Source organism: Mycetohabitans sp. B3 (assembly GCF_021498065.1).
Lineage (GTDB): Bacteria > Pseudomonadota > Gammaproteobacteria > Burkholderiales > Burkholderiaceae > Mycetohabitans.
The window spans coordinates 40,230-61,478 of record NZ_JAHLKN010000018.1; the positions used below are offsets into that span (position 1 = coordinate 40,230).

Here is a 21,249-nt window from a genome sequence, read left to right on the forward strand (position 1 = left end):
GTTGGAAGGGGAGCGTAGTTTGATGACTATTCCTATAATGTAACTATCTCTCTAATTACAGCATCGCATTGTTTCCAGGACCGGTCAACCGTTGGTGCCGTCATTACGGTCATGGTTGATAAGACGATTTGCTAACGGACAAAAAGTACAAAAACGAAATTATTGTCATAAATAGACAAACCGCTTGCCTTTTAGACAATTGGGGCATTGCATACTTTTGCTGAATCTCTTATTAAAGCAATGGTGGATAACACACTTTGAAGAGCCTGGAAGCAGAACGATGTAACAACGTACAGTGCACGCTGTGTAAATAGAGGTGGCTGACAGAGTTGTGCACGGTAATGCAACATTCTCGTTAATAAACGTGGAGCGGCTATGAAGAATAAAATAGTGGGGCTTGAATTTTCGATCGAAAAAAACGCAATTCACTCGCTTTCATCCAGTACGGCCATCGGTGCACAGCCCGCTCCACACCAACCGGTTCCATCTCGTTCCTGCGCAATCGTGGGCAGCGGCACATTAGCCGTCTACTGTGCGCGGCAGCTGATGGCCGCAGGGCATATTATTCAGGTGGTACTGTTTACCGATGCAGTGTTGCAGACATGGGCACTTGACGAAGGGATTCATTGTGTCGACACGATTGAGAGATTGAATACCTATGTTGAACAGCATCCAGTTGATTGGCTGTTCTCAGTTGTCAATCCACTGATCCTGCCCTCGTCGCTGATTGAAAAAATCCGCGAAGGCGCGTTCAATTACCATGACGCGCCCCTGCCTCGTTACGCGGGTCATTACGCCACATCATGGGCATTGCTGGCTCATGAATCAGATTATGCGATCACTTGGCACCGCCTTGCCGCTGCGGTGGATGCCGGACATATTGCCGTCCAACATCCTGTTGTCATTGATGCCAACGAGACCGCGCTAACCTTAAATTTAAAGTGTTATCAGGCAGCGCGGGAAGGGTTTAATGAATTATTGTCGCACCTAGGGCAATGCTCATTGACAGTGCGTCCGCAAGACCTAACCCATCGCAGCTTTTATGCCAAGCATCGTCGCCCTCCAGCTGGCGCCTATTTGCGTTGGACGAGTTCGGCTCGGGATTTATCCGCATTGGCTCGCGCGTTGACGTTCGGTGAACTTTATCCAAATCCGTTGGGTTGTCTCAAGCTTTGGCTTCAGCAGGGAACGGTGCAAGTGGCTCGGGTTGAACGACTAGATCAGCGCTCGGGCGCTGCGGCTGGCACGGTGATTCGCATTACGCCCCATGCATGGCAAATCGCCACAGGCAGCGAAGATGTGTTGATCAGTGGTTTTGCGACACTGGAAGGCGAGCCGCTGTCAGCTCAAACGTTGGCAGTGCAGTCAGGTCTTGCTCAAGGCACGAAACTGCCTGAGCTTACCCAGCAACAGTCCGATGCCGTCACAAAGATTCATAAAACGCTGGCCCCTCATGAATTGTTTTGGCAGCAGCGCTTGGCGCGTTGGCAGTTTTGGACACTGCCCTTCGAGCATGGCGAGCGTGACACTGAACCTAATTGGGCCACCAGTGCATGGTGTCCACCATTGCAGGAGAAAAGCGAGGCAAATCAGCCCGTAATGACATTACTAACGGTATTGGCGATTTATCTGGCTCGTCTGACAGAGCAGAGTCAGTTTCAAATCGGCTGGCGCGTGAACGACGCTGACGACCCATTGAAAGCGCTCGCTTGCTTGGCGCCAGTGGTGCCGATAGACATCACGGTAGAATTGGACCAGCCCTTTGCGAGGAACTTAGCCCATATCGACGCAGAGTACGCCCGCGTCCAACACCACCACACATTCGTGCGCGATCTAATCGCGCGTTGCCCAGCGCTGCGTAGTCTGCCCGACTTACGTACCACACACCCTTGGTCAGTGGCAGTGTCGGTATTACCTGATCAAACGCAGCCAGATCTTGTTGCGTATGGTGAGGCGGTCGGTGCTCTGCTAACACTTCAAATCGATACGCGCGGCGCATTTCGCTGGTTGTATGATGCCAAGCGCTTAGATGCCGATCAGGTTCAGCGCATCAGCGAGCATTTACGTGAGTTGGGTCATGCGTCGCTGATGGCAGAGGGCGCTGAAGTGCCAGCTGGAAAATTAAACTTATTGCCGGCAGCCGAGCGAGAATTGCTGTTGAGCACCTGGAACGCGACGGAACGAGACTACCCAGCACATTTGTGTATCCACCAGCTGTTCGAGGCGCAGGTGGCACGCACGCCAGACGCGATTGCGCTGGTGGATAAAGCGCAGACACTGAGTTATGCCCAGCTCAATGCGCAGGCTAATGGTCTTGCACATCGACTCGTTGAGTGGGGCGTCCAGCCAGGCGACTATGTCGCTACATTACTTGAACGTTCGATCGAGCTAGTCGTCGCGCAATTGGCGATTCTCAAAGCGGGCGCAGTTTATGTCCCAATCGATCCTCGAGCTCCGGCAGAACGGCAAGTTTGGGTCGTTACCGATTGCATGGCCCGGTTAGTACTGACCGATACGCATATCGAGGTACCCGACACGTTGCCTACAGCCGTGTTGTATTTATCTCAGACGGATGTCAATGGAATAGCAGATATACCGGCGAGCGATTTGCAACAATCAGTCCGCACTAGTCTCGATACGGCCTATATGATGTACACCTCAGGCTCGACTGGTACTCCTAAGGGTGTGCTTGTGCCGCACCATGCTATTGCCCGTCTAACCATCAACAATGGCTATGTTGACATCGGGGGCGCTGATCGCGTCGCGTTTGCCGCCAATCCTGCTTTCGACGCGAGTACCTTTGAAGTGTGGGCGCCGTTGCTCAATGGTGGCGGTGTTGCGATATTCGATTCGGACACCGTGCTTAATCCCTCCCGTTTCGAAGAAGCGCTTACACGATATCAGGTGACTACGCTTTTTCTAACGACCGCGTTGTTTAATCAGCTGGTTCCGGTCATGGCTCCAGCTTTGTCACGCTTAAAATATCTGCTCTGTGGCGGAGAGCAAGAAAACCTGGATTCTTTCAAGCAGCTGCTAAGGCAGTCCGGGCCGACGCATTTGATTCACTGCTACGGGCCAACCGAGAGTACGACTTTTTCAACGACCTATGAGGTAACTGAGCTTAGCGATCGGTCTGAACGTTTACCGATCGGCCGGCCGATTGCGAATACGCGCGTTTATTTGCTCGATGCGCACGGCCAGCCTGTGCCACTCGGTGCAGTCGGCGAGCTATACATTGGCGGCGCCGGGGTCGCACGCGGCTATTGGAACCGACCAGAGCTAAGCGCCGAGCGCTTTATGCCCGATCCATTCTCCGATTGTGCCGATGCACGCATGTATAAGACGGGCGATTTGGCGCGTTATTTGCCTGATGGCAATTTAGAGTATTTAAGGCGCAACGATGAGCAGGTCAAAATTCGCGGCTTCCGCATCGAGCCGGGCGAGATCGCGGCACGCCTGGCTGGTCATTCGCAGGTGCGTGAAGCGGTCGTGCTGGCAACAGGCGCAGGCGCGGATAAGCGCCTGGTCGCGTATGTGGTCGCTGAACCCGATGAACAGCTTGCCAGCACGCTGCGCGCGCACGTGGCCGCAGCACTGCCCGAGTATATGGTGCCGGCCGCGTTCATGAGGCTTGACGCGTTCCCATTGACCCCGAACGGCAAGCTAGATCGGCGTGCGTTGCCCGCACCGGATGACGAGGCGCTTGCGCATCAAGCCTATGAGGCGCCGCAAGGCAAGCTTGAGACGACGCTCGCGACGATCTGGGCCGAATTGCTGGGTGTAGCGCGCGTGGGCCGGCACGACAGCTTTTTCGCACTTGGCGGTCATTCACTGCTCGCGGTGCAACTGATCGAGCGTTTGCGGCGCCAGGACTTGAGTCTGTCGGTGCGTGCGTTATTTGAAACGCCGATACTCAGCGAGTTAGCCAGATCGCTAGGCCAACACCGTGAAGTGGCTGTGCCACCCAATCTCATTACCTCCGACACTACAACGCTGACCCCCCAGTTACTGCCACTGGCCAACCTTAACCAGGCCGACATTGATCGGATTGTCGAACAGGTCCCGGGGGGTGTCGCGAACATCCAGGACATTTATGCATTGTCGCCGATGCAGGACGGTATTTTATTTCACCATCTACTGTCGACCAAAGGCGATCCATATCTGCTGATCGTCCAAATGGCTTTTGATGACCGGGCGCTGCTCGACCGTTACCTGAATGCGGTTCAACAAGTTGTCAATCGACATGATATTCTGCGTACCGCGTTTTTCTGGGAGGGCCTATCCAAACCCGTGCAGGTTGTTTGGCGTCACGCGCTGCTGTCGATCACCGAAATCGCGGTCGATCCGGCCGCCGGACAGGTCACTGAACAATTGGCCCAACGGTTCGATCCCCGACATCACTGTCTTAATCTGACACAAGCTCCGTTGTTGCGCTTTGTGATTACGCAGAATGGTGATGGTCGCTGGTTGCTTGTTCAGTTGCTGCACCATTTAATCCACGATCACTCGACGTTAGAAGTGATGCAGGCAGAGGTCCAAGCTTTTATCGAAGGTCGAGGCGAGACGTTGCCACCTGCACAGCCGTTTCGTAACTTGGTTGCGCAAGCGTACCTGGGCGTGTCACAAGTCGAGCACGAGCGCTTTTTTACCGAAATGCTCGCCGACGTGGAAGAACCGACGCTGCCGTTCGGGCTGGCCGACGTGCATCATGACGGCACTCGAATTACCGAGGTACGCCAGAGGCTGCCGCAGGCTTTAAACGATCGGCTGCGCGCCCAAGCCAAACGGTTAAACGTAAGCTTAGCCAGTTTGTGTCATTTGGCCTGGGCGCAGGTGCTCGCACGCGCGAGCGGGCAGCAGCGTGTGGTATTCGGCACCGTGTTGTTCGGACGAATGCACGCGGGCGACGGCGCGGACAGTGCAATGGGGCTATTTGTCAATACTTTACCGTTGCGCGTGGACCTGGACGGCAGTGTGCAGGCGAGTGTGCGTGCCACGCATGCGCGGCTAGCTGCGCTGCTCGAACATGAGCATGCGTCGCTGGCGCTTGCGCAACGCTGCAGTAGTGTACCGGCTGGCACACCGCTCTTTAGTGCACTGTTGAATTACCGACACAATGCAATACAGACAGTTGAAAGCGAAACGGTATCCGGCATTGAGTCCCTTAGTTTTGAGGAACGCACGAACTACCCTCTTATACTGTCGGTGGACGACTTCGGCACCGCGCTGGGATTGACAACTCAAATTGCGCAACCGTTTGATCCGGCTCGCGTGTGCGGTTATATGCAACAGGCGTTGGAGGGATTGGCCGAAGCGCTCGAGCACACGCCCGACATGCCAGTTTGGCAACTAGAGATATTATCCAGTGAAGAGCGCGAACGTTTACTCGAAACGTGGAACGCGACTACGGAGCCGTATCCGCAACACACTTGTATTCACCAGGTGTTCGAAGCCCAGGCTGAACGCACGCCACAAGCTACCGCACTGGTGTACGAACAGCAGACACTCAGCTACGCGCAATTGAATGCGCAGGCCAACCATCTTGCACATCGTCTGATCGAGCTCGGTGTTCGACCGGACACGCGTGTTGCAATCTGCATGGAGCGCAGCCCCGCGATGGTCGTAGGACTGCTCGCGATTTTAAAGGCGGGCGGCGCCTATGTGCCGCTCGACCCAGTGTATCCGTTTGAGCGCCTCGCCTATTGCCTCACCGATGCTGCGCCAGCGATTCTACTGGCCGATGCGGCCGGTCGTGCTGCGCTGGGCGGGACAGTCCTCGATTCGCTGACCGTGCTCGATCCAGCTGTGTTACCAGAAACCACCAGCACCAATCCCAATGTGCCTGAGCTTATTGCTCACCATCTCGCGTATGTCATTTATACGTCCGGCTCAACCGGCACCCCAAAGGGTGTGATGGTCGAGCATGCTCAAATTGTTCGCCTGTTTGAAACCACGCCATTAACCAGCCTGCAAAAAGGAGACCAGGTACCGAACCGCTCGCAACGAGCCTATAGCTTGACGCCTGACGATCGCGTCTTGCAAAAAACGTCTTTTAGTTTTGACGTTTCACTGTGGGAAATATTTTGGACATTGATGAACGGCGCCACCCTTGTGGTAGCGGCTCCGGACGCGCACAAAGATCCCTTTGCGCTTATGGATTTAATTATCCGGCAGCGTATCACTACCGTTCACTTCGTGCCGTCTATGCTTCGTACTTTTTTACACAGCGGAAGCATCCAGCACTGTACGTCCTTAAAACATTTAATTTGCAGTGGCGAAGCGTTGTCGGGTGCGAGCGTCCGACTTTGCCAGACGCTGCTTCCCCAAGTGCAACTGCATAACTTATATGGGCCCACAGAAACTTCTATTGGTACGACAGTCTGGACTTGTCCAGCAGAATGCACAGAGGAAAATGTTTCGATTGGTCGGCCGATTGCGAACACGCGGCTTTACCTACTCGATGTACATGGCCAGCCGGTACCTCAGGGTGCGGTTGGCGAATTGTATATTGGCGGGACAGGGGTGACACGCGGCTATCTCAATCGCCCCGAACTCACGGCCGAGCGTTTTGTGCCCGATCCGTTCTCAGACGCATCTGACGCGCGGATGTACAAGAGTGGCGATCTGGCTCGCTACCGGCCCGACGGCAATATAGAGTACCTGGGACGCAACGATTATCAGGTCAAAATTCGTGGTTTTCGAATTGAACCTGGTGAAATCGAAGCGCACCTGATTAAGCACCCACAAGTGCGCGACGCTTTGGTGCTCGCACTCGGTGAGGACAACGACAAGCGGCTTATTGCCTATGTGATAGCTGCTGAGCCCGACGAACAACTCGCTAGCATGCTGCGCGCTCATGTGGCAGCTGCGCTGCCTGAGTACATGGTGCCGGCTGCATTCGTGCGGCTGGACGCATTCCCGGTTACGCCCAATGGCAAACTGGACCGGCGTGCATTGCCTGCGCCGGAAGGCGATGCCTTCGCACGGCAAATGTATGAAGCACCACAAGGCGAGATTGAAGACGCGCTCGCGACAATCTGGGCCGAGTTGCTCGGCGTCAAGCATATTAGTCGTCACGACAGCTTCTTTGCGCTCGGGGGGCATTCGCTGCTCGCTGTGCAAATGATTGAGCGCATTCGCGCCACGTTGGGTGCCGAGATCACTATTCTCTCACTATTTGAAGCGCCTACTGTCGCCGCGCTGGCCCAACGCCTACTGCCGCAGGAGTGCACCCAAGACGATGCATTTGCCATTTTGCTTCCTATTCAGCCCAACGGCACCCGGCCGCCTCTTTTTTGTGTTCATCCTGTCAGTGGTTTAAGCTGGCTTTATAGGAATTTGGTCAATCATTTAGATACTGATCAACCCGTCTATGGCTTACAAGCCCGAGGATTGAACGGCGTGCCGCCACTTGCGGACACAATTGACGCAATGGCTTCGGACTACATCAAGCAAATCCGCCGCATTCAGCCAGACGGGCCTTACCATCTATTGGGGTGGTCTTTTGGCGGCAATGTAGCTCATAGCATGGCGGCACAGCTTGAGCAACAAGGCGAAAAGGTGGCACTGTTGGCTTTGCTGGATAGCTATCCAGACTATGCTCAGCGAGCCGATGATCCGGAGATGATTCAAAAGGAATTTTATATCAAGCTGCTTGCTCGCTATGGAGATGAAAGCATTCCAAACGTGGGGGAATATTTATGGGAAAAAACCCGAGATGTTATAAAGAACAATCATCGTCTTTTAAAGGAGGATGCTCCGCCTATTTATTGCGGTGACGTGCTGTTTTTTTACGCAACGATGGCGGAAGACGAAGCTACTCCTCTCGCTTCTCCTAATTTATGGAGGCCTTATGTTCTTAAAAATATTGAAACATATCATATTCATTGCAAACATAGGGACATGGGAGGGCCAGGGCCGGCCATTGAAATAGGCCGTATTTTGGCGCAAAGGCTGGATGAATTACAGCAGCGTCAATTAGCCTGACAAGCGCATCGTAAGCGTTGATCGCATACCGTCTTGATGACTGCGGCAACGCTCAAGACGGGCTTATTTGGACTTGTTGACGTGGATTCTGTACGATTTGATGATCCAGCTTCTCCGATTTGCGGCCAAACTTCATACGATGAAGCTTGGTAATGAGTAGCTGCAGTTGTTCGAGTTCGGCAGCGCGCGAAGCCAGCGCCGCTTTTTGCGAATCCACCCTCTCTTGGGGGTTGGCGACTTGGGCGTCATGCTCGCGAAGCCGCCGCTGCCTGCTCGAGCAGCATGGTCTTGAGCGTATCAATGTCTTCGGGAAATGGGATCGCGCGTGTCCTGGGCGCAGAAACTGCGCCCAGGACGCTTACAATGCCGATAATATAGGTTATCCTGGCGTTGCCAGCTTCGCACTAGCGAGTTGGTTCAGGCTTACGACTTCTTCAGCGGCTTGCAACGCCAGCATACGATGTAGCTGCGGCGGAATACGGACTCGAAACTTCTCCACTATAATGCCAATCGGCAATAGGCCCGGGGATACGTTCGCCGCTGGCCTGCATATCAGCTACAGTAGAAGCGACCCGTTTGACGAATCCCGGTGAGTGCCTCTTCAGAGGTAGCGGGCGGCAAGCCACGAAAGCGAAGGGAATTTTACGCACAGTCCCACGTGTTCGCCATCTTCAGATGATCATGTGATGCGGTAAGTGTAGTGGTCGGTCTGCATATTAAGCCGCGTGAGAGGGGCGATGAGTCATATCTCCGCGTCCGGCCAATAGACCATCGATGGAAATGTCCTCATCAATCGCTTTCCAGTGTAGGCCGTATCGGCCAATTTCATATGAGGCCCGCTGTTCGGGCGCGGCGTTTAACAAACGCGGAAACCATGCCAGCGGCACGCCGAGTGTGCGGCCGTCTGACAATTCAACCCACATTGTGCAATCATCAAAGCGAAGCTCTTTAGCCGAGGTGCTCATCCCAAGTCCTCTCGATTTCGTCTCGACGCGCCTGAACGACGCGGATTAAATCCAACTGCTCCTGACGGTTGAAGCCGTCGCTGTAGGCAATTCGCACATCACGATACAATCAGAATTTCGCATCATTGCCATTGCTCCGCGCATGGATGTGCAGCGGCTCACGCGGCGTGCCTTCGTCCAAATAGAAGAAAAACCGGATGCCTTTGTACCTGAAAACAGTCGGCATTGAATATGCCCATTCACGGATTGCTTTGCAAAGATGCCAAGATCATGGTGGTAATATTGACACCTATTGTCAAGCTAATTTCCGGACGGCGTCCTGCCGGAGATGCTGACCCGAGGGTCTCTCCAGTGCCCGGCTTCTATTCCGCAATGTCAAAAGCACCCAAGCTGGACAAGGGTTTTCAGAATGCGAATCGATCTTAATTATCGGTTCTTCGTGTAAAAGAATCGCTATCTATGCAAACTCCAACTTAACGGTTGGGCCACGCGTTTTGCCGTCGCGGCCGACGACCAGTGCGAATAGACAAGCTTCGCGCGCGTGTGTGGTGGGTCGGAGATCCTGCCGATGACGCGCCGCTCGTTAGCTCGACGTGGTGCCGGGCGGAAGGCCAGTGCGCGTCGCACTAGCGGACGTCGAAAGGGCCGAGCGGTACTGAAGGCATGAGACGTATTAGAAATTTTCTAATTGCCTCCCCATTGCATAAAAAACAGGCACTAACGAGAAAACCCGCGAAAGCCTTAGCTGACGCGGGTTTGAGGCTGGTCGGGGCGAGAGGATTTGAACCTCCGACCACCTGCACCCCATGCAGGTACGCTACCAGGCTGCGCTACGCCCCGAAAGCGATGAAGTATAGCAGAGATGTGCACGATTGCGAACCGCATCCAGCTGACTGATGCGCGGTGTCGTCGGATGCATTGATCCGCTACGCGCATTGGGCGGTCGGGATACCGGATTTCGTTGCGCAAAGTCAGCATCACCGGGCGAAGGCGAACAGCCCTGCGCCGTCCTGGGACGGCACGCCGCCGCGGGGCTTGCGCACGAACAGCGCCTGCCGAGCGGTACCTCCAGAGCCTTCAGCTCGATTAATGACGGTCTGTAGCGTCAGGCGTGGCTTGTGGGCAGTGTGGCTTGCATGGCCGGTTGGTTGGCGCGCCAGTGGGCTGGCGTAATAGTGGACTGGTGGCGTAATGGGACTGTTGGACCGGTGGGCGGCCGGCGCAGCGAGTGTGGGGGATTTGCAGCCAGCATGGCGGGAGCAGGTAGTAGCGATTTCGGTCACGGCAACAGATGCGAAGCAGTAGAGCGCGTGGCGCACTTGCGATCATGGCGGCCCGAACGGCGGGGCTATAGTCACAACTGCGGCTGTCCCGACAAGTCGACTATCGCAGCTTTCCTCTTTTCAAGTGACCCCTACCCATGTCTGGCAAACAAAATCGGCGCCTGGTCGACAGGCGCCTTTATTTAATCATGTTAGCTGCCTGCGTAAATCAAGCGTACGCACAGAGCAGTGTAACGCTGTACGGTGAATTGGACACTGGCGTCGCATGGTTGAGCAATGTCGCCGACCATGCGCAGTACAAGGCGACCAGTGGCTTGATCGACGGCAGCTATTGGGGAGTGCAAGGCTCGGAAGACCTCGGTGGCGGAAACAAAGCGGTGTTCCGGCTCGAACACGGCTTCGCGGTGACCAACGGGCAATCACTGAATGACCATCCGTATTACGTCGGTTTAGGCAACGAGCGATACGGCACGATCACGTTGGGTCACCAGTACGATGCGGTTCATGACTATTTTTCCCCCTTCACGCTGACGGGCGGGGCGGGAGGCACTGCGTTTGCCCATCCGTTTGACAACGATAACGCGAACAACTCGTACCTCGCGCGCAATTCGATCAAGTACACCAGTGCCCAGTTCGCGGGTTTCAGCGCGGGCGGCATGTATGCGTTCTCGAACGCGGCGGGACAATTCGCAAATAACCGTGCGTACAGCGTTGGGGCGAACTACCAAAACGGCCCGTTTAATGCGGGCGCCGCATACCTTCACGTGGGCGGCCGTGGTAGGACGGCAGCCGGCGCCTACGATATTGCGGCGCTGCCCGGCTCAAACCGCGACGTGCTCAACGCCGCCGTCGGCGTGCAGAATACCTACGGCGTCGGCGCGAACTATTCGCTGGGAGACCTGACGCTGGGTGCCGCGTGGTCCCGTGCGACCTATACGGGTGTCGTGGATGCCGACACGGGCGCTAGTGCCCGTTCGATCGGATTGAGTAACTACGAGGTCAATGGCGTATATCAACTCATGCCCACGTTGACGCTGGCCGGCCTATACACGTATACGAAAGCGTCCGATGCTCACTGGCACCAGGGTGCCGCGCAACTCGATTATGCACTTTCCAAGCGTACCGACACCTACGTGGAGGCAATTTATCAGCGAGCATCAGCCGGCATGCCAGCCATGATCAATACCGCCGATCCCGCATCTGGTGGGAGCCAGCTATTGATCGCCGCAGGCGTTCGCCACCGTTTTTAATTTACCAGCATCACTCGTCAGTCGCCCAGTTGAACTGATGCGCCGATGATAGATGCGCTGACCACCGACCACCGACCACCGACCACCGACCACCGACCACCGACCACCGACCACCGAAGCACGGTGCACGGTACATCGAGACGCGAGGCGTCAGCGTTGCACGGAGTCCTTGCCGGCTTGCCGCATGCTGTGCTCGAGCAGCTTGTCCAACTGGGTCGGTTCGATCGGCTTGACCAAGTGCGCGTCGAAACCGCTGGCCAACGATCGAGCCCGGTCTCCCGGCTGGCCGAAGCCAGACATCGCAACAAGTGTCGAGCCGGACAGGTCCACGTTCGAACGCAGTACGCCCGCCACGCCGAACCCGTCGACATTGGGCATGGCCAGGTCAGTCAGCACGAGATCCGGCAGGAACACGCGTGCGATCTCGATTGCGTGCGCGCCGTCGTAGGCCACGCGGGCCATGTGGCCCTTGAGTTCGAGCAGGATGGCGAGGCTGTCGGCGGAATCGCGATTGTCGTCCACGACGAGCACCCGTAGGGGTATTGACGGCGTAGACATGATGACGCTGGACGATGCCGGCGGATCCGCGAGTGCCTGATGTCGGGCGATCGGCAAACGTATCGTGAACGTGCTGCCGCAGCCGAGCCCATCACTGGACGCGTCGATCATTCCGCCGTGAAGTTCGATCAGCGAACGGCACAGCGTGAGACCAATCCCCAGGCCAGTATCGGTTGGATTCTGTGCGTGGTTTTCTTGCACGAACAGGTTGAAGATCGACTTCAGTCCCTGCTGCGAGATGCCCCGGCCCTGGTCGATCACACGCAGTAAGAGCATGCGCTTTTCGACGGTGACTTCGATGCTGATCCCGGCGCCGCTGGGCGAGAACTTGGAGGCATTGTCCAGCAAGTTCTGCACCACCTGGACCAATCGCGTCATGTCGCCACGGACCCAGGCCGGCCTGTGCGGCAATTGTACATGCAAGGTCTGCCAACGCTCGTCGATGAAGGGGCGGGCCGCTTCTACGCTACGGGCGACGACTTCCGCTATGTCGACGCAGGCCAGGCGCAGCTCCAACTTGCCGGTGGTGATCCGCCCGATGTCCAACAGATCGTCGACAAGTCGCGTCAAATGGCTGACCTGCCGATCGATCACGTCACGGCAATGACGCATCGTCGCATCGACGTTCGGGACCAACTGCATGACGCTGACTGCATTACGCACGGGAGCGAGCGGATTGCGCAATTCATGAGCAAGCATCGCGAGAAACTCGCTCATGCGGTGGCTGGACAGCTCTAGTTCCTCTAGACGTTTGTGCTCGGTCATATCGCGCGTCACCATGGTGAAGCCGAGCAGTGTGCCGGCGGCGTCGCGTACCGCCGTGATCACGACATTAGCCCAAAACAATGTGCCGTCCTTGCGTACGCGCCATGCATTGTCTTCGACACGTTCCGTGTTCGCCGCGGCTTGCAACTGCTGCTCGGGCATGCCGTTGGTGTCATCGTCGTCGCGATAGAAGATAGACATATGGCGACCCATCACCTCTTCTGAACGATACCCGTTGATCTGCATGGCGCCGGCATTCCAGCTCACCACGCGGCCTTGCGGATCCAGCGTGACGATCGCGTAGTCCTTGACTGATTCGACCATCAGTCTGAACCGTTCTTCGCTCTGGCGAAGCTTATCCTCCTCCGCACGTTGCTCGGTCAAGTCTCGGGTGACTTTCGCGAAGCCGCACAGTTCGCCCGATGGCGCGCGCAGCGCTGTGATCACGACATTGGCCCAGAATCTCGACCCATCCTGACGGACGCGCCAACCCTCATCCTCAACGCGGCCGAATTCAGCGGCATGCTGCAATTCATACTCGGGCTTGCCGTCCGCGATGTCCGCCGGATTGTAGAACACCGAAAAGTGGCGCCCAATGATTTCATCGGCACGGTATCCCTTAATGTACTGAGCACCGGTATTCCAACTCGCGACATGGCCTTGTGGGTCAAGCATGAAAATCGCGTAGTCCTTGATATTCTGGACCATCATTTCGAAAGTGGCGGGATCATGCAGCACGGCTCGCCCTGGCATCGTGGTCACCTTTGTTTCCACAGGTTGGCTAGTGGCACTGGAGGTCTGTCTTGCATAGCGGTATGAATTCCCAATTTGGCGCTTTATTAATAAGCCTGTCGCCATTGCTGATACCAGTTCATCAACGGCGTAGCGGAAATGCCGTGGACCACAACCGATGCGGTGACGGTGAACAATACAATGGATACAATTGTCGTGCTGGCCTGTACACCATGCTCAACCGCGCAGGCGGTGTAGTAAAACGAACCGATTCCACGGATGCCAAACCAGCTCATCAGGCGACGCTGCGCCGGTGATGTGCGGGAGCCGGCCAGCGAAATACCCACCGCGAGTGGGCGAACAAGCAGGAACAGCGCAGCCGCCACCATCGCATTGCGCGGGCTGAACAACGGCATCGGCAAGGTGGTCAGTACATTGCCGATGACGATCATGGTGGCCATTTCCGCGATCCTTTCCAGTTCGATCGTGAAGCCGAGAATGGACTCGGCCATGTAGGCATGAGCCTTGTCTGGATGTGCTGCGGTAGCTTGAACGTCCTGTGGGTTGAGTGTGCCGATCGCCGCTTGCGCCGTGCGCTCGCCACTGGCGCGATGCTCAACGCGGCGCATCGCGACACCGGCGGCAAATACTGCAAGGAATCCGTAGGTATGGGCAAGCTCTGCAGCGCCGTACGACAACCCGATCAGCCCGAGGGCGAAAAAGCCCTCCAGGTCCAGTGCCTGTGCATGCCGTGTACGCAGCCATGTCACTACGTGGGTCGTTGCCCATCCGAGGGCGCCGCCGATGCCGATTGCACCGATGCAGCCCCAGAGCGCATGAGCAACGAAGACCGGGGACAGCGCCGCGGCGACTGACCTATCCGGTTGGGTGCATAACGCAATGCCTAGGAGCACGAACGGCATGGTCGCTCCGTCGTTCAATCCGCCTTCGCCGGACAGCGCAAAACGCATCCGGTCTTGATCGCGCGAGTCTTGTACTTGAACGTCGTGGGCCAGCACGGGATCGGTCGGAGCCAGAATGGCGGCTATCAACAGTGCGGGACCGACTGGCAGACCGAGTACTACCATGCCGAACGCAGTCAGTAACGGTATCGTGACTAGCATTGCCAGCACGCCGAGTCTTAGCGGCAAGCCCCAAAGCGGATCGGCCAGCGGCACCCGCAACCGTAAGCCAATGGCGAACAGTGACACGAGCAGGGCCACTTCGGTCAACATTCGCAGCAAATGCGCGTCGCGAAAAATATCGAGTGCGAGCATTCCGGCCCCGGGCGTGCCGAGCGCAGCGCCTATTGCCAGATACAGCATCGCGCTGCTGCAAGGCAGGTGCTTGAGCATCGAGCCGGTGATGCCCATCACGACGAAGACGCCGCCCACGATGAAGAACCAGGTTGTTTCACGCATGATGCATAAGCGCGCTCTGTCGGATAGACGCTCGGGCGCGCATCGTCACGATCCCCGGCGCCGGCCGAATGCGTGCCGCAATGCCTGTTTGGACCGTTCCAGGACCTGGCGGCGCGACGCAGGTAAGTGCTTTCCAGCGCGGTTGATGTAGAAATTCAGCATCGACATGGCTGATTGAAACGGTGTGCCGCGACGCCGCGTGCTGCGCATCGACGAGCGCTTAAGCGATTCAGCGATTTGCTGCGCCGTGCCCAGCGTGAAAACGTTCGACTCCAGGTCCAATGCGTGGCTGTGCTGAGTCACGTCGCGTGACCAGTGCTTTGCACGGTTGCTGCGATGGGCGGCGCGCGCTGCCGCGTGACGCTGGCGCGGCGGACGGCCATTACGGTGCCGGATAGACGGGTGGGAACGGGTGCTGCTTGTCATGGTGGTCTCCCGGTATGCGACAACGCGCTATTGCAAGGTTCATGCCCATGCGTCACCGACTTGGCTGTCCGGGATGGAGGCGGCAGAGCAACCAGGCATGATTGATGCTGTGCTGAAGGAAGCTGAGACGCCGGGTCCGCCACGTCCGGCGGTATGACTCACACTGTCCAAACTCGAGGTACGCCATGTCACGGATGTCGACGCTGAGGGACATACGGGCGATCCACAAGCTTGCCGCCGAACGGCTCGTGCAAGGTATGGTGACTGTCGGTTACGGCGCCAACCGGCAAACGGTCGCTGAGTTGTTCAACGACGCGTTTGAGCAGAACCTAGTGGCGGTCGAAAGCTACCGTGAGATCGTCGAGTACATTGGCATGGCGACATCCCGGCGTGCCATGGAAGCGGCGTTGGTCATGCACGAAAAGCTATGCGTCCCATTATCTGACGGGTTCCATCTGCATGCATGATTGGCACACGCGCAAGGGGTTGAGTCATGTGCCGATGGCCATTGTCGGTCTTTGATCTGGGGGAGAAAGCCATGCTTCGTTACGCTGTTATTTTTTTCATCATTGCCATCATCGCCGCCGTGTTCGGCTTTGGCGGGATCGCTACGGGCGCAGCTGAAATCGCGAAAATACTGTTTTTCATCTTCCTCGTGATTTTTTTGGCGACGTTGTTGCTTGGCCTGATTAGACGATAACCCCTACTGTATGAAAGGGAAAGACTCGGAGCAACGTAACCTATATGAGACGGTGGCGGGTGTTCGGATTTCGCATCCCAATCGGGTGATGGATCCGCACACCGGCACCCGCAAAATTGACCTGGTTCGCTATTTCGAATGGGTGGCCCCGGTGTTGCTGCCTCATCTGCGCGCACGGCCCGTCGGGTTATTGCGCGCGCCGGGCGGGATCGATGCAGAGTTGTTCTTCCAAAGGCATAGCGACCGGCTTGCGATACCGCATGTCACGCAGCACGAAGGTCTGGACCCCGAACACAAGCCACTGATTACCATCGACGATACGGCGGCGCTGGTGGGGGCCGCCCAGATGGACGCGATCGAGCTCCATACATGGAACGCACAGATCCCTGCCATTGAACATCCCGACCGAGTCGTCTTTGATCTCGATCCCGACCCAACGTTGCCGTGGCGCGCTATGCTCGAGGCCGCCGAACGTCTGCGTACTGTGTTGGCTGACCTTGGCTTGCGGTGCTGGTGCAAGACCAGCGGCGGAAAGGGATTGCACGTAGTCGTCCCGTTAGGCTCACACGTCGGTTGGGACGACGCCAAGGCGTTCTCGCAGCGCGTTTCCTGCCATATGGCTACCGTCTGGCCAGAGCAGTTTGGCGCGAAAATGGGCGAGCAGAACCGCCGTGGCAAGATCTTCATTGATTACCTGCGCAATAGCCGCGGTGCGACCACGATCGCCGCCTACGCGCCGCGCGCCCGCCCAGGGGTTGCTGTGTCGATGCCGCTCACGTGGGACGAGGTGCCCCGTACGAGCAGCGCGACGCAATGGACATTGCGCAACGTCGCCGAACGGCTCGACCAATTAGGCGCAGACCCTTGGGCCGACTATTGGAACACGCGCCAGCGCGTCACAGCGGCAATGCTTGAACGCTTGGAGCCGGGCGGCGAGGAGGCCTGAGCACACTGCTGACCTGGCCCGGTATCCGACGGTGAATGTCTTCCCGAAGCGTTGTAAAAAGGGCACGGGCAGGCGTAGCCACAGCGCGCCGGGATCGGCATGTGCTCGCCGCATAGTGGCCCATCATGCAGTTGGTACGAGTGTTGCTTGCTAATGAAACAGCGCTCCACGCCGCATTGCGCGTGCGCGGTCGCGCTTGTTACTCAAATTGAAGGATTACCGAAAATGCCCCAACTACTGGAACAACGCATGCGTCAGTCGCTGGCATTGACGCCGCGACTGCAGCAGTCGGTACGCCTTTTGCAGCTGTCTTCCGTCGAGTTCCAGCAAGAACTGCGCGCGGCGCTGGACTCCAATCCTTTTCTCGAAGACGACTCGTTGAGCGGAGCCGAAGACGCCGCACCGGATACGCTGGCCGGCGCCGACTGTGAGAGTGGGGACGGTGCGTTGCCGTCCTGCGCTGAACCCATCACCAGCGGCGCGGAGGCCGCCGGTGTGGTGGCGGAGACGCCCTATTCGGATACGGTCACCACGGATTTCGCTGGCGATCCGTATGATCACGGCCCAATTCGCGAACACAGTGGCGCGGACAACAGTGATCCGATCGCCTGGGTACGCACTCAGCCGTCGCTGCGCGAGCAATTGCAGGGTACGTTGTGCCTGTATCGCCTCGATGAGCGTGACCGGGAACTGGCTCAATTGGTGATCGAGGCGCTGGATGACGATGGTTACCTGCGACAATCGCTGTCGGAATTGGCCGCGCTTGCCGAGCTTGGCACGCCACCCACCGACGAGGAGCTATTGGTTGCGTTACGCTTTGTGCAATCGTTGGACAAGCCTGGTATCGGTGCCCGCTCATTGTCCGAGTGCCTGCTGTTGCAGTTGAACGCGATGCCGGATGACACGCCACGGCGCGACATTGCGCGTGAGATCATCGTGCATCATTTGGAGCGGCTGGCACGGCGCGAACTCGGTGAATTGCAGAAGCATATTGGTTGCAGCATGCGTGCGTTGCACGAGGCCTGTGCGCTCATCCGCAAGCTTGATCCGAAGCCCGGTAATGCATATGGACGGGCTGAGGACAACTATGTCGTGCCGGACGTGATCGTGCGGCAGGCTCGGGACAAGTTCGTCGTCACCGTGAATCCCGCAGTGCTACCGCGCGCTCGGATCAACCGGATGTACGCGGATTTGTTTGCGCAAGCATCGGGCACTAACCGTTCGCCGCTGGGGCAGCAATTGCAGGAAGCGCGCTGGCTGTTGCGTAACGCGCAACAGCGCTTCGATACGATCCAGCGGGTCGCCGAATGCATTGTGGCCCACCAAAAAGCGTTCTTCCTGTACGGTGAAATCGCACTAAAGCCGCTCGTGCTGCGCGACGTCGCGGACGAGCTGGGCCTGCACGAGTCGACGATCTCGCGCGCCACGGGCAACAAATACATGGCGACGCCGCGCGGCATATTCGAATTCAAGCACTTTTTCCCTCGTGAACTGTGCACCCAAAGCGGCGGAACGTGTTCCGCGGCGGCCGTGCGGGCATTGCTTAAGGAAATGATCGATGCCGAGGATGCGCACGATCCCTTGTCCGACGTCACGCTTGCGCGGATGCTAACGCAGCAGGGCATCCAGGTGGCCCGGCGTACCGTGACTAAGTACCGGCAGCAAATGAAGGTGCCGCCGGCAGAGTTGCGCCGGCAGATGTAAAGTCGTCGTTGGCGCTCTGGCAGCGCGGCGCTTGGCGCGGGCGTGCCCCCGCATCAACGTGGCCGCGCACCGCGTTGCTCAGCCCCCGTATATATCGAAATCGAAGTACTTCTGCGCAAGCTTTTTGTATGTACCATCGTTGAGCATGTCGGCGATGGCCTTATTGATTTTCACCTTCAGGTCGGTGTCTTCCTTGCGCAGGCCAATGCCCGCACCGATACCCAGGGTTTTTTCGTCTTGCAGGCCAGGGCCGACGAATGCGTATCCTTTGCCGCGCGGCGTCTTCAGAAAGCCGACGTCGGCTTGGACTGTGTCTTGCAGCGCCGCGTCCAGGCGGCCGGCGAGCAAGTCGGCATAGACCTGATCCTGATCCTGGTAAGGAACGACCTGGACGCCCTTGGGCGCCCAGTGCGTCTTTGCATATGTTTCTTGAATGGTGCCTTGTTCGACGCCCACGCGCTTACCTTTGAGCGATTCCGGCGTCGGCTGGATGCTCGAACCGACCTTGGCTACCAGTCGCGTCGGCGTGTTGAACAGCTTGGCCGAAAACGCAACCCGCTTGGCGCGCTGCGGCGTCATCGTCATTGACGACAGCACGCCGTCGAACTTACGCGCCCTGAGTGCGGGAATCATGCCGTCGAAATCGTTTTCGACCCACACGCACTTGGCATGTAAGCGACGGCAGATCTCGTTGCCTAGATCGATGTCGAAGCCGACCAGTTTGCCGTCCGCGGCCTTCGATTCGAAAGGCGGATAGCTCGCGTCGACGCCGAAGCGGATAGTGGACCAGTCCTTGGCGTAAGCGCTGGCGGATACGCTGAAGGCGACAACCGCGACAGACACAGTGGCAAATAGCTTTTTCACTTTTAGTTCCCTTTGAGTCTTGGTGGGTTGTGGATTCTCATGCATCCCTTCTGTGAAAGGAACGTTTCGGCGGATGCATCATGCACGAACCGGTGAGCCGTGCGTGCTGCTTCTGCGCCGCGCAGAGTAGCAGTCTAGAAACGCCGCGTCGAGAGGGCGGCGCTCAAGTATTATTAATAGGGACAGGCGGCTTGTCGGATATTGACCGTTGAAAGGTCGTGCGTTGGGCCGTTCATCCGGGCAAGCTCATCTGGCGCACTGATGATTCCATCGATTTCCATCGGCCTGCCGGCTTCGGCATCCTGCAACATCGATGTCTTGAATGCACCGAGTTGGCGCGTCTGAGCATTGCGTTGCTCGACACTCATGCCCATGACCAACCCCAGCTTCGCACCGATGGCTTGCGCTTCCCGCATCACTTCGGCAACCAGGCGTGCTGTGAGCGGATCGTCCAAGATTACGTCGGCGGTTGAACTGGTGAGCACGCTGATTGGGTTCATCGTCATGTTGCCCCACAGCTTCGCCCAAATCTCATGTTGGATCGAAGAGGCGAGCGACCCGTCGAAACGGGCGTCTTGCAGCAGCCGGACAATGTCATGCTGGACCGCGTTGCCGGTGTCGTGCGGTGCCCGAGCGATCAGCAGATTCTCCTTGTTGCGCACGATCACACCGGAGTGCCGGATCAGGCATCGGTGACTATCGTAACGGCTTATCGATGTACGTGCAACCAATATGATGTGTGCGCACACATATTATAGGTGGGCGGACTAATGGAGAAGCTAACGCAGAGCGCTGGCAGAGGGATTTGATGGAGCAAATTGGTGGAGCGGATTGGCAGAGGGTATTGCCGAAAATTTTAATTAGGCGGCTTAAACAGAGCGTCGGGGTAGCAATGGTATGCTGGATGCTCGTTTCACCATCGATTGTCAATGTCCCGATCGTCCATGCGTACCCGACGTCCTGCTCCGAGCCCGTTCGAACAGCTTTTCACCTACCGGCTGCATTGGCTCAAAAAGCTGACCGACAAGGCAATGGACGACGCATTCGTTGCCCGCTTGGGGTTGCCCCTGACCGAGGCGCGCGTGCTGCTCAGCGTTGGCTCGTTCGGTCCGTTGTCGGTATCGGATCTCGGACGCGCGTCGAACCTGGATCGCAGCCAGGCGAGCCGCGCCACTGACGTGCTGGGCAAGAAGGGTTTGCTGACCAAAGAAGCGGATGAGGAAGACGGCCGTGGCGTGCGCATCGCGCTCACGGCAAAAGGCGCCTCGTTGTTTCGCAAGGCCGCATTGATTTCCCGCAAACGCAACGATGCAATTCTCGCGGTGTTGTCCGAGGCTGAACGCGCGACGCTGGCCCAGGCGCTGGACAAGATTCTCGCGAGCGTGTTGCAAGCGTAGCGTGTAGCGTGGGCATCCGGGCCGGCACATATCCGGGACGCCAATGCCGCGTTCCCGCTGGAATGGATTGCCGCGATGATCGCATAAACGCCGTCCTCAGTATTGGAATGTTTGTTCGATCCATTTGAAGGTTTTTTCGCGTAGATTAGATAGACAGGTGTGCCTATTATCGGTTTGTCGTGACTCCGATGGGCTACCCCTAGGCTTGCCCGTGCGCCGGTATCCGTCGTGGAGGACGGGATCGCGAAAATG

Annotated in this window: 13 protein-coding genes, 1 tRNA gene and 3 pseudogenes; 7 read left to right on the forward strand and 10 right to left on the reverse strand. The window is 57.3% G+C overall.

Translation table 11 applies throughout. The features are described 5' to 3' along the window. Positions 1-375: 375 nt before the first annotated feature. Positions 376-7,986 (forward strand): non-ribosomal peptide synthetase, encoded by a 7,611-nt coding sequence (locus KQH55_RS04515; RefSeq protein ID WP_235090286.1) that lies wholly within the window; start codon positions 376-378, stop codon positions 7,984-7,986. A gap of 88 nt (positions 7,987-8,074) precedes the next feature. Here the strand turns inward: KQH55_RS04515 and KQH55_RS04520 are convergent. The 5 genes and pseudogenes from KQH55_RS04520 to KQH55_RS04540 all read right to left on the reverse strand — a co-directional run. Next, positions 8,075-8,287, reverse strand: a pseudogene (locus tag KQH55_RS04520) (hypothetical protein); the annotation flags it as partial. A 78-nt stretch (positions 8,288-8,365) separates the two neighbouring features. Then, positions 8,366-8,644: pseudogene (locus tag KQH55_RS04525) on the reverse strand (toxin-antitoxin system HicB family antitoxin). A gap of 58 nt (positions 8,645-8,702) precedes the next feature. After that, complete coding sequence (locus KQH55_RS04530; protein WP_076794740.1) at positions 8,703-8,951, reverse strand: DUF2442 domain-containing protein; 249 nt, start codon at positions 8,949-8,951, stop codon at positions 8,703-8,705. A 109-nt stretch (positions 8,952-9,060) separates the two neighbouring features. After that, positions 9,061-9,177, reverse strand: a complete 117-nt coding sequence (locus tag KQH55_RS04535; RefSeq protein WP_139337322.1) for a DUF4160 domain-containing protein — start codon at positions 9,175-9,177, stop codon at positions 9,061-9,063. Positions 9,178-9,714: 537 nt separating this feature from the next. Then, a tRNA-Pro gene (locus KQH55_RS04540) sits at positions 9,715-9,791 on the reverse strand. Positions 9,792-10,422: 631 nt separating this feature from the next. Here KQH55_RS04540 and KQH55_RS04545 point away from each other — a divergent pair. Then, complete coding sequence (locus KQH55_RS04545; RefSeq protein WP_076797145.1) at positions 10,423-11,484, forward strand: porin; 1,062 nt, start codon at positions 10,423-10,425, stop codon at positions 11,482-11,484. Positions 11,485-11,634: 150 nt separating this feature from the next. Here the strand turns inward: KQH55_RS04545 and KQH55_RS04550 are convergent, their stop codons facing one another. The 3 genes from KQH55_RS04550 to KQH55_RS04560 form a co-directional block, all read right to left on the reverse strand. Beyond that, positions 11,635-13,560 (reverse strand): PAS domain S-box protein, encoded by a 1,926-nt coding sequence (locus KQH55_RS04550; protein ID WP_076797146.1) that lies wholly within the window; start codon positions 13,558-13,560, stop codon positions 11,635-11,637. An 86-nt stretch (positions 13,561-13,646) separates the two neighbouring features. Beyond that, entirely contained in the window at positions 13,647-14,960 is a 1,314-nt protein-coding gene (locus KQH55_RS04555) for a sodium:proton antiporter (protein ID WP_235090287.1), read from the reverse strand. A 45-nt stretch (positions 14,961-15,005) separates the two neighbouring features. Next, complete coding sequence (locus tag KQH55_RS04560) at positions 15,006-15,386, reverse strand: DUF3175 domain-containing protein (RefSeq protein WP_076785110.1); 381 nt, start codon at positions 15,384-15,386, stop codon at positions 15,006-15,008. 185 nt (positions 15,387-15,571) lie between these two features. Between KQH55_RS04560 and KQH55_RS04565 the strand changes: the two genes are divergently transcribed. From KQH55_RS04565 to KQH55_RS04580, 4 genes and pseudogenes are all read left to right on the forward strand, one after another. Further along, positions 15,572-15,853 (forward strand): hypothetical protein, encoded by a 282-nt coding sequence (locus tag KQH55_RS04565; protein WP_139337324.1) that lies wholly within the window; start codon positions 15,572-15,574, stop codon positions 15,851-15,853. 71 nt (positions 15,854-15,924) lie between these two features. After that, entirely contained in the window at positions 15,925-16,086 is a 162-nt protein-coding gene (locus KQH55_RS04570) for a DUF1328 domain-containing protein (protein ID WP_076785108.1), read from the forward strand. A gap of 52 nt (positions 16,087-16,138) precedes the next feature. Beyond that, positions 16,139-17,032: pseudogene (gene ligD, locus KQH55_RS04575) on the forward strand (non-homologous end-joining DNA ligase); the annotation flags it as partial. Between the two features lie 225 nt (positions 17,033-17,257). Continuing rightward, positions 17,258-18,736 carry an RNA polymerase factor sigma-54 gene (locus tag KQH55_RS04580; protein ID WP_076785107.1) on the forward strand — a complete coding sequence of 493 codons (1,479 nt, stop codon included), beginning with the start codon at positions 17,258-17,260 and terminating at the stop codon, positions 18,734-18,736. Between the two features lie 78 nt (positions 18,737-18,814). Here the strand turns inward: KQH55_RS04580 and KQH55_RS04585 are convergent, their stop codons facing one another. After that, a complete protein-coding gene (locus KQH55_RS04585; RefSeq protein ID WP_235090288.1) occupies positions 18,815-19,600 on the reverse strand; it encodes an ABC transporter substrate-binding protein in 786 nt (261 codons plus the stop codon). 173 nt (positions 19,601-19,773) lie between these two features. Beyond that, positions 19,774-20,268 (reverse strand): ketopantoate reductase C-terminal domain-containing protein, encoded by a 495-nt coding sequence (locus KQH55_RS04590; RefSeq protein ID WP_235090289.1) that lies wholly within the window; start codon positions 20,266-20,268, stop codon positions 19,774-19,776. A gap of 261 nt (positions 20,269-20,529) precedes the next feature. Here KQH55_RS04590 and KQH55_RS04595 point away from each other — a divergent pair, with 261 nt between their 5' ends. Further along, positions 20,530-20,997 carry a MarR family winged helix-turn-helix transcriptional regulator gene (locus KQH55_RS04595; protein ID WP_235090290.1) on the forward strand — a complete coding sequence of 156 codons (468 nt, stop codon included), beginning with the start codon at positions 20,530-20,532 and terminating at the stop codon, positions 20,995-20,997. Positions 20,998-21,249 lie beyond the last annotated feature (252 nt).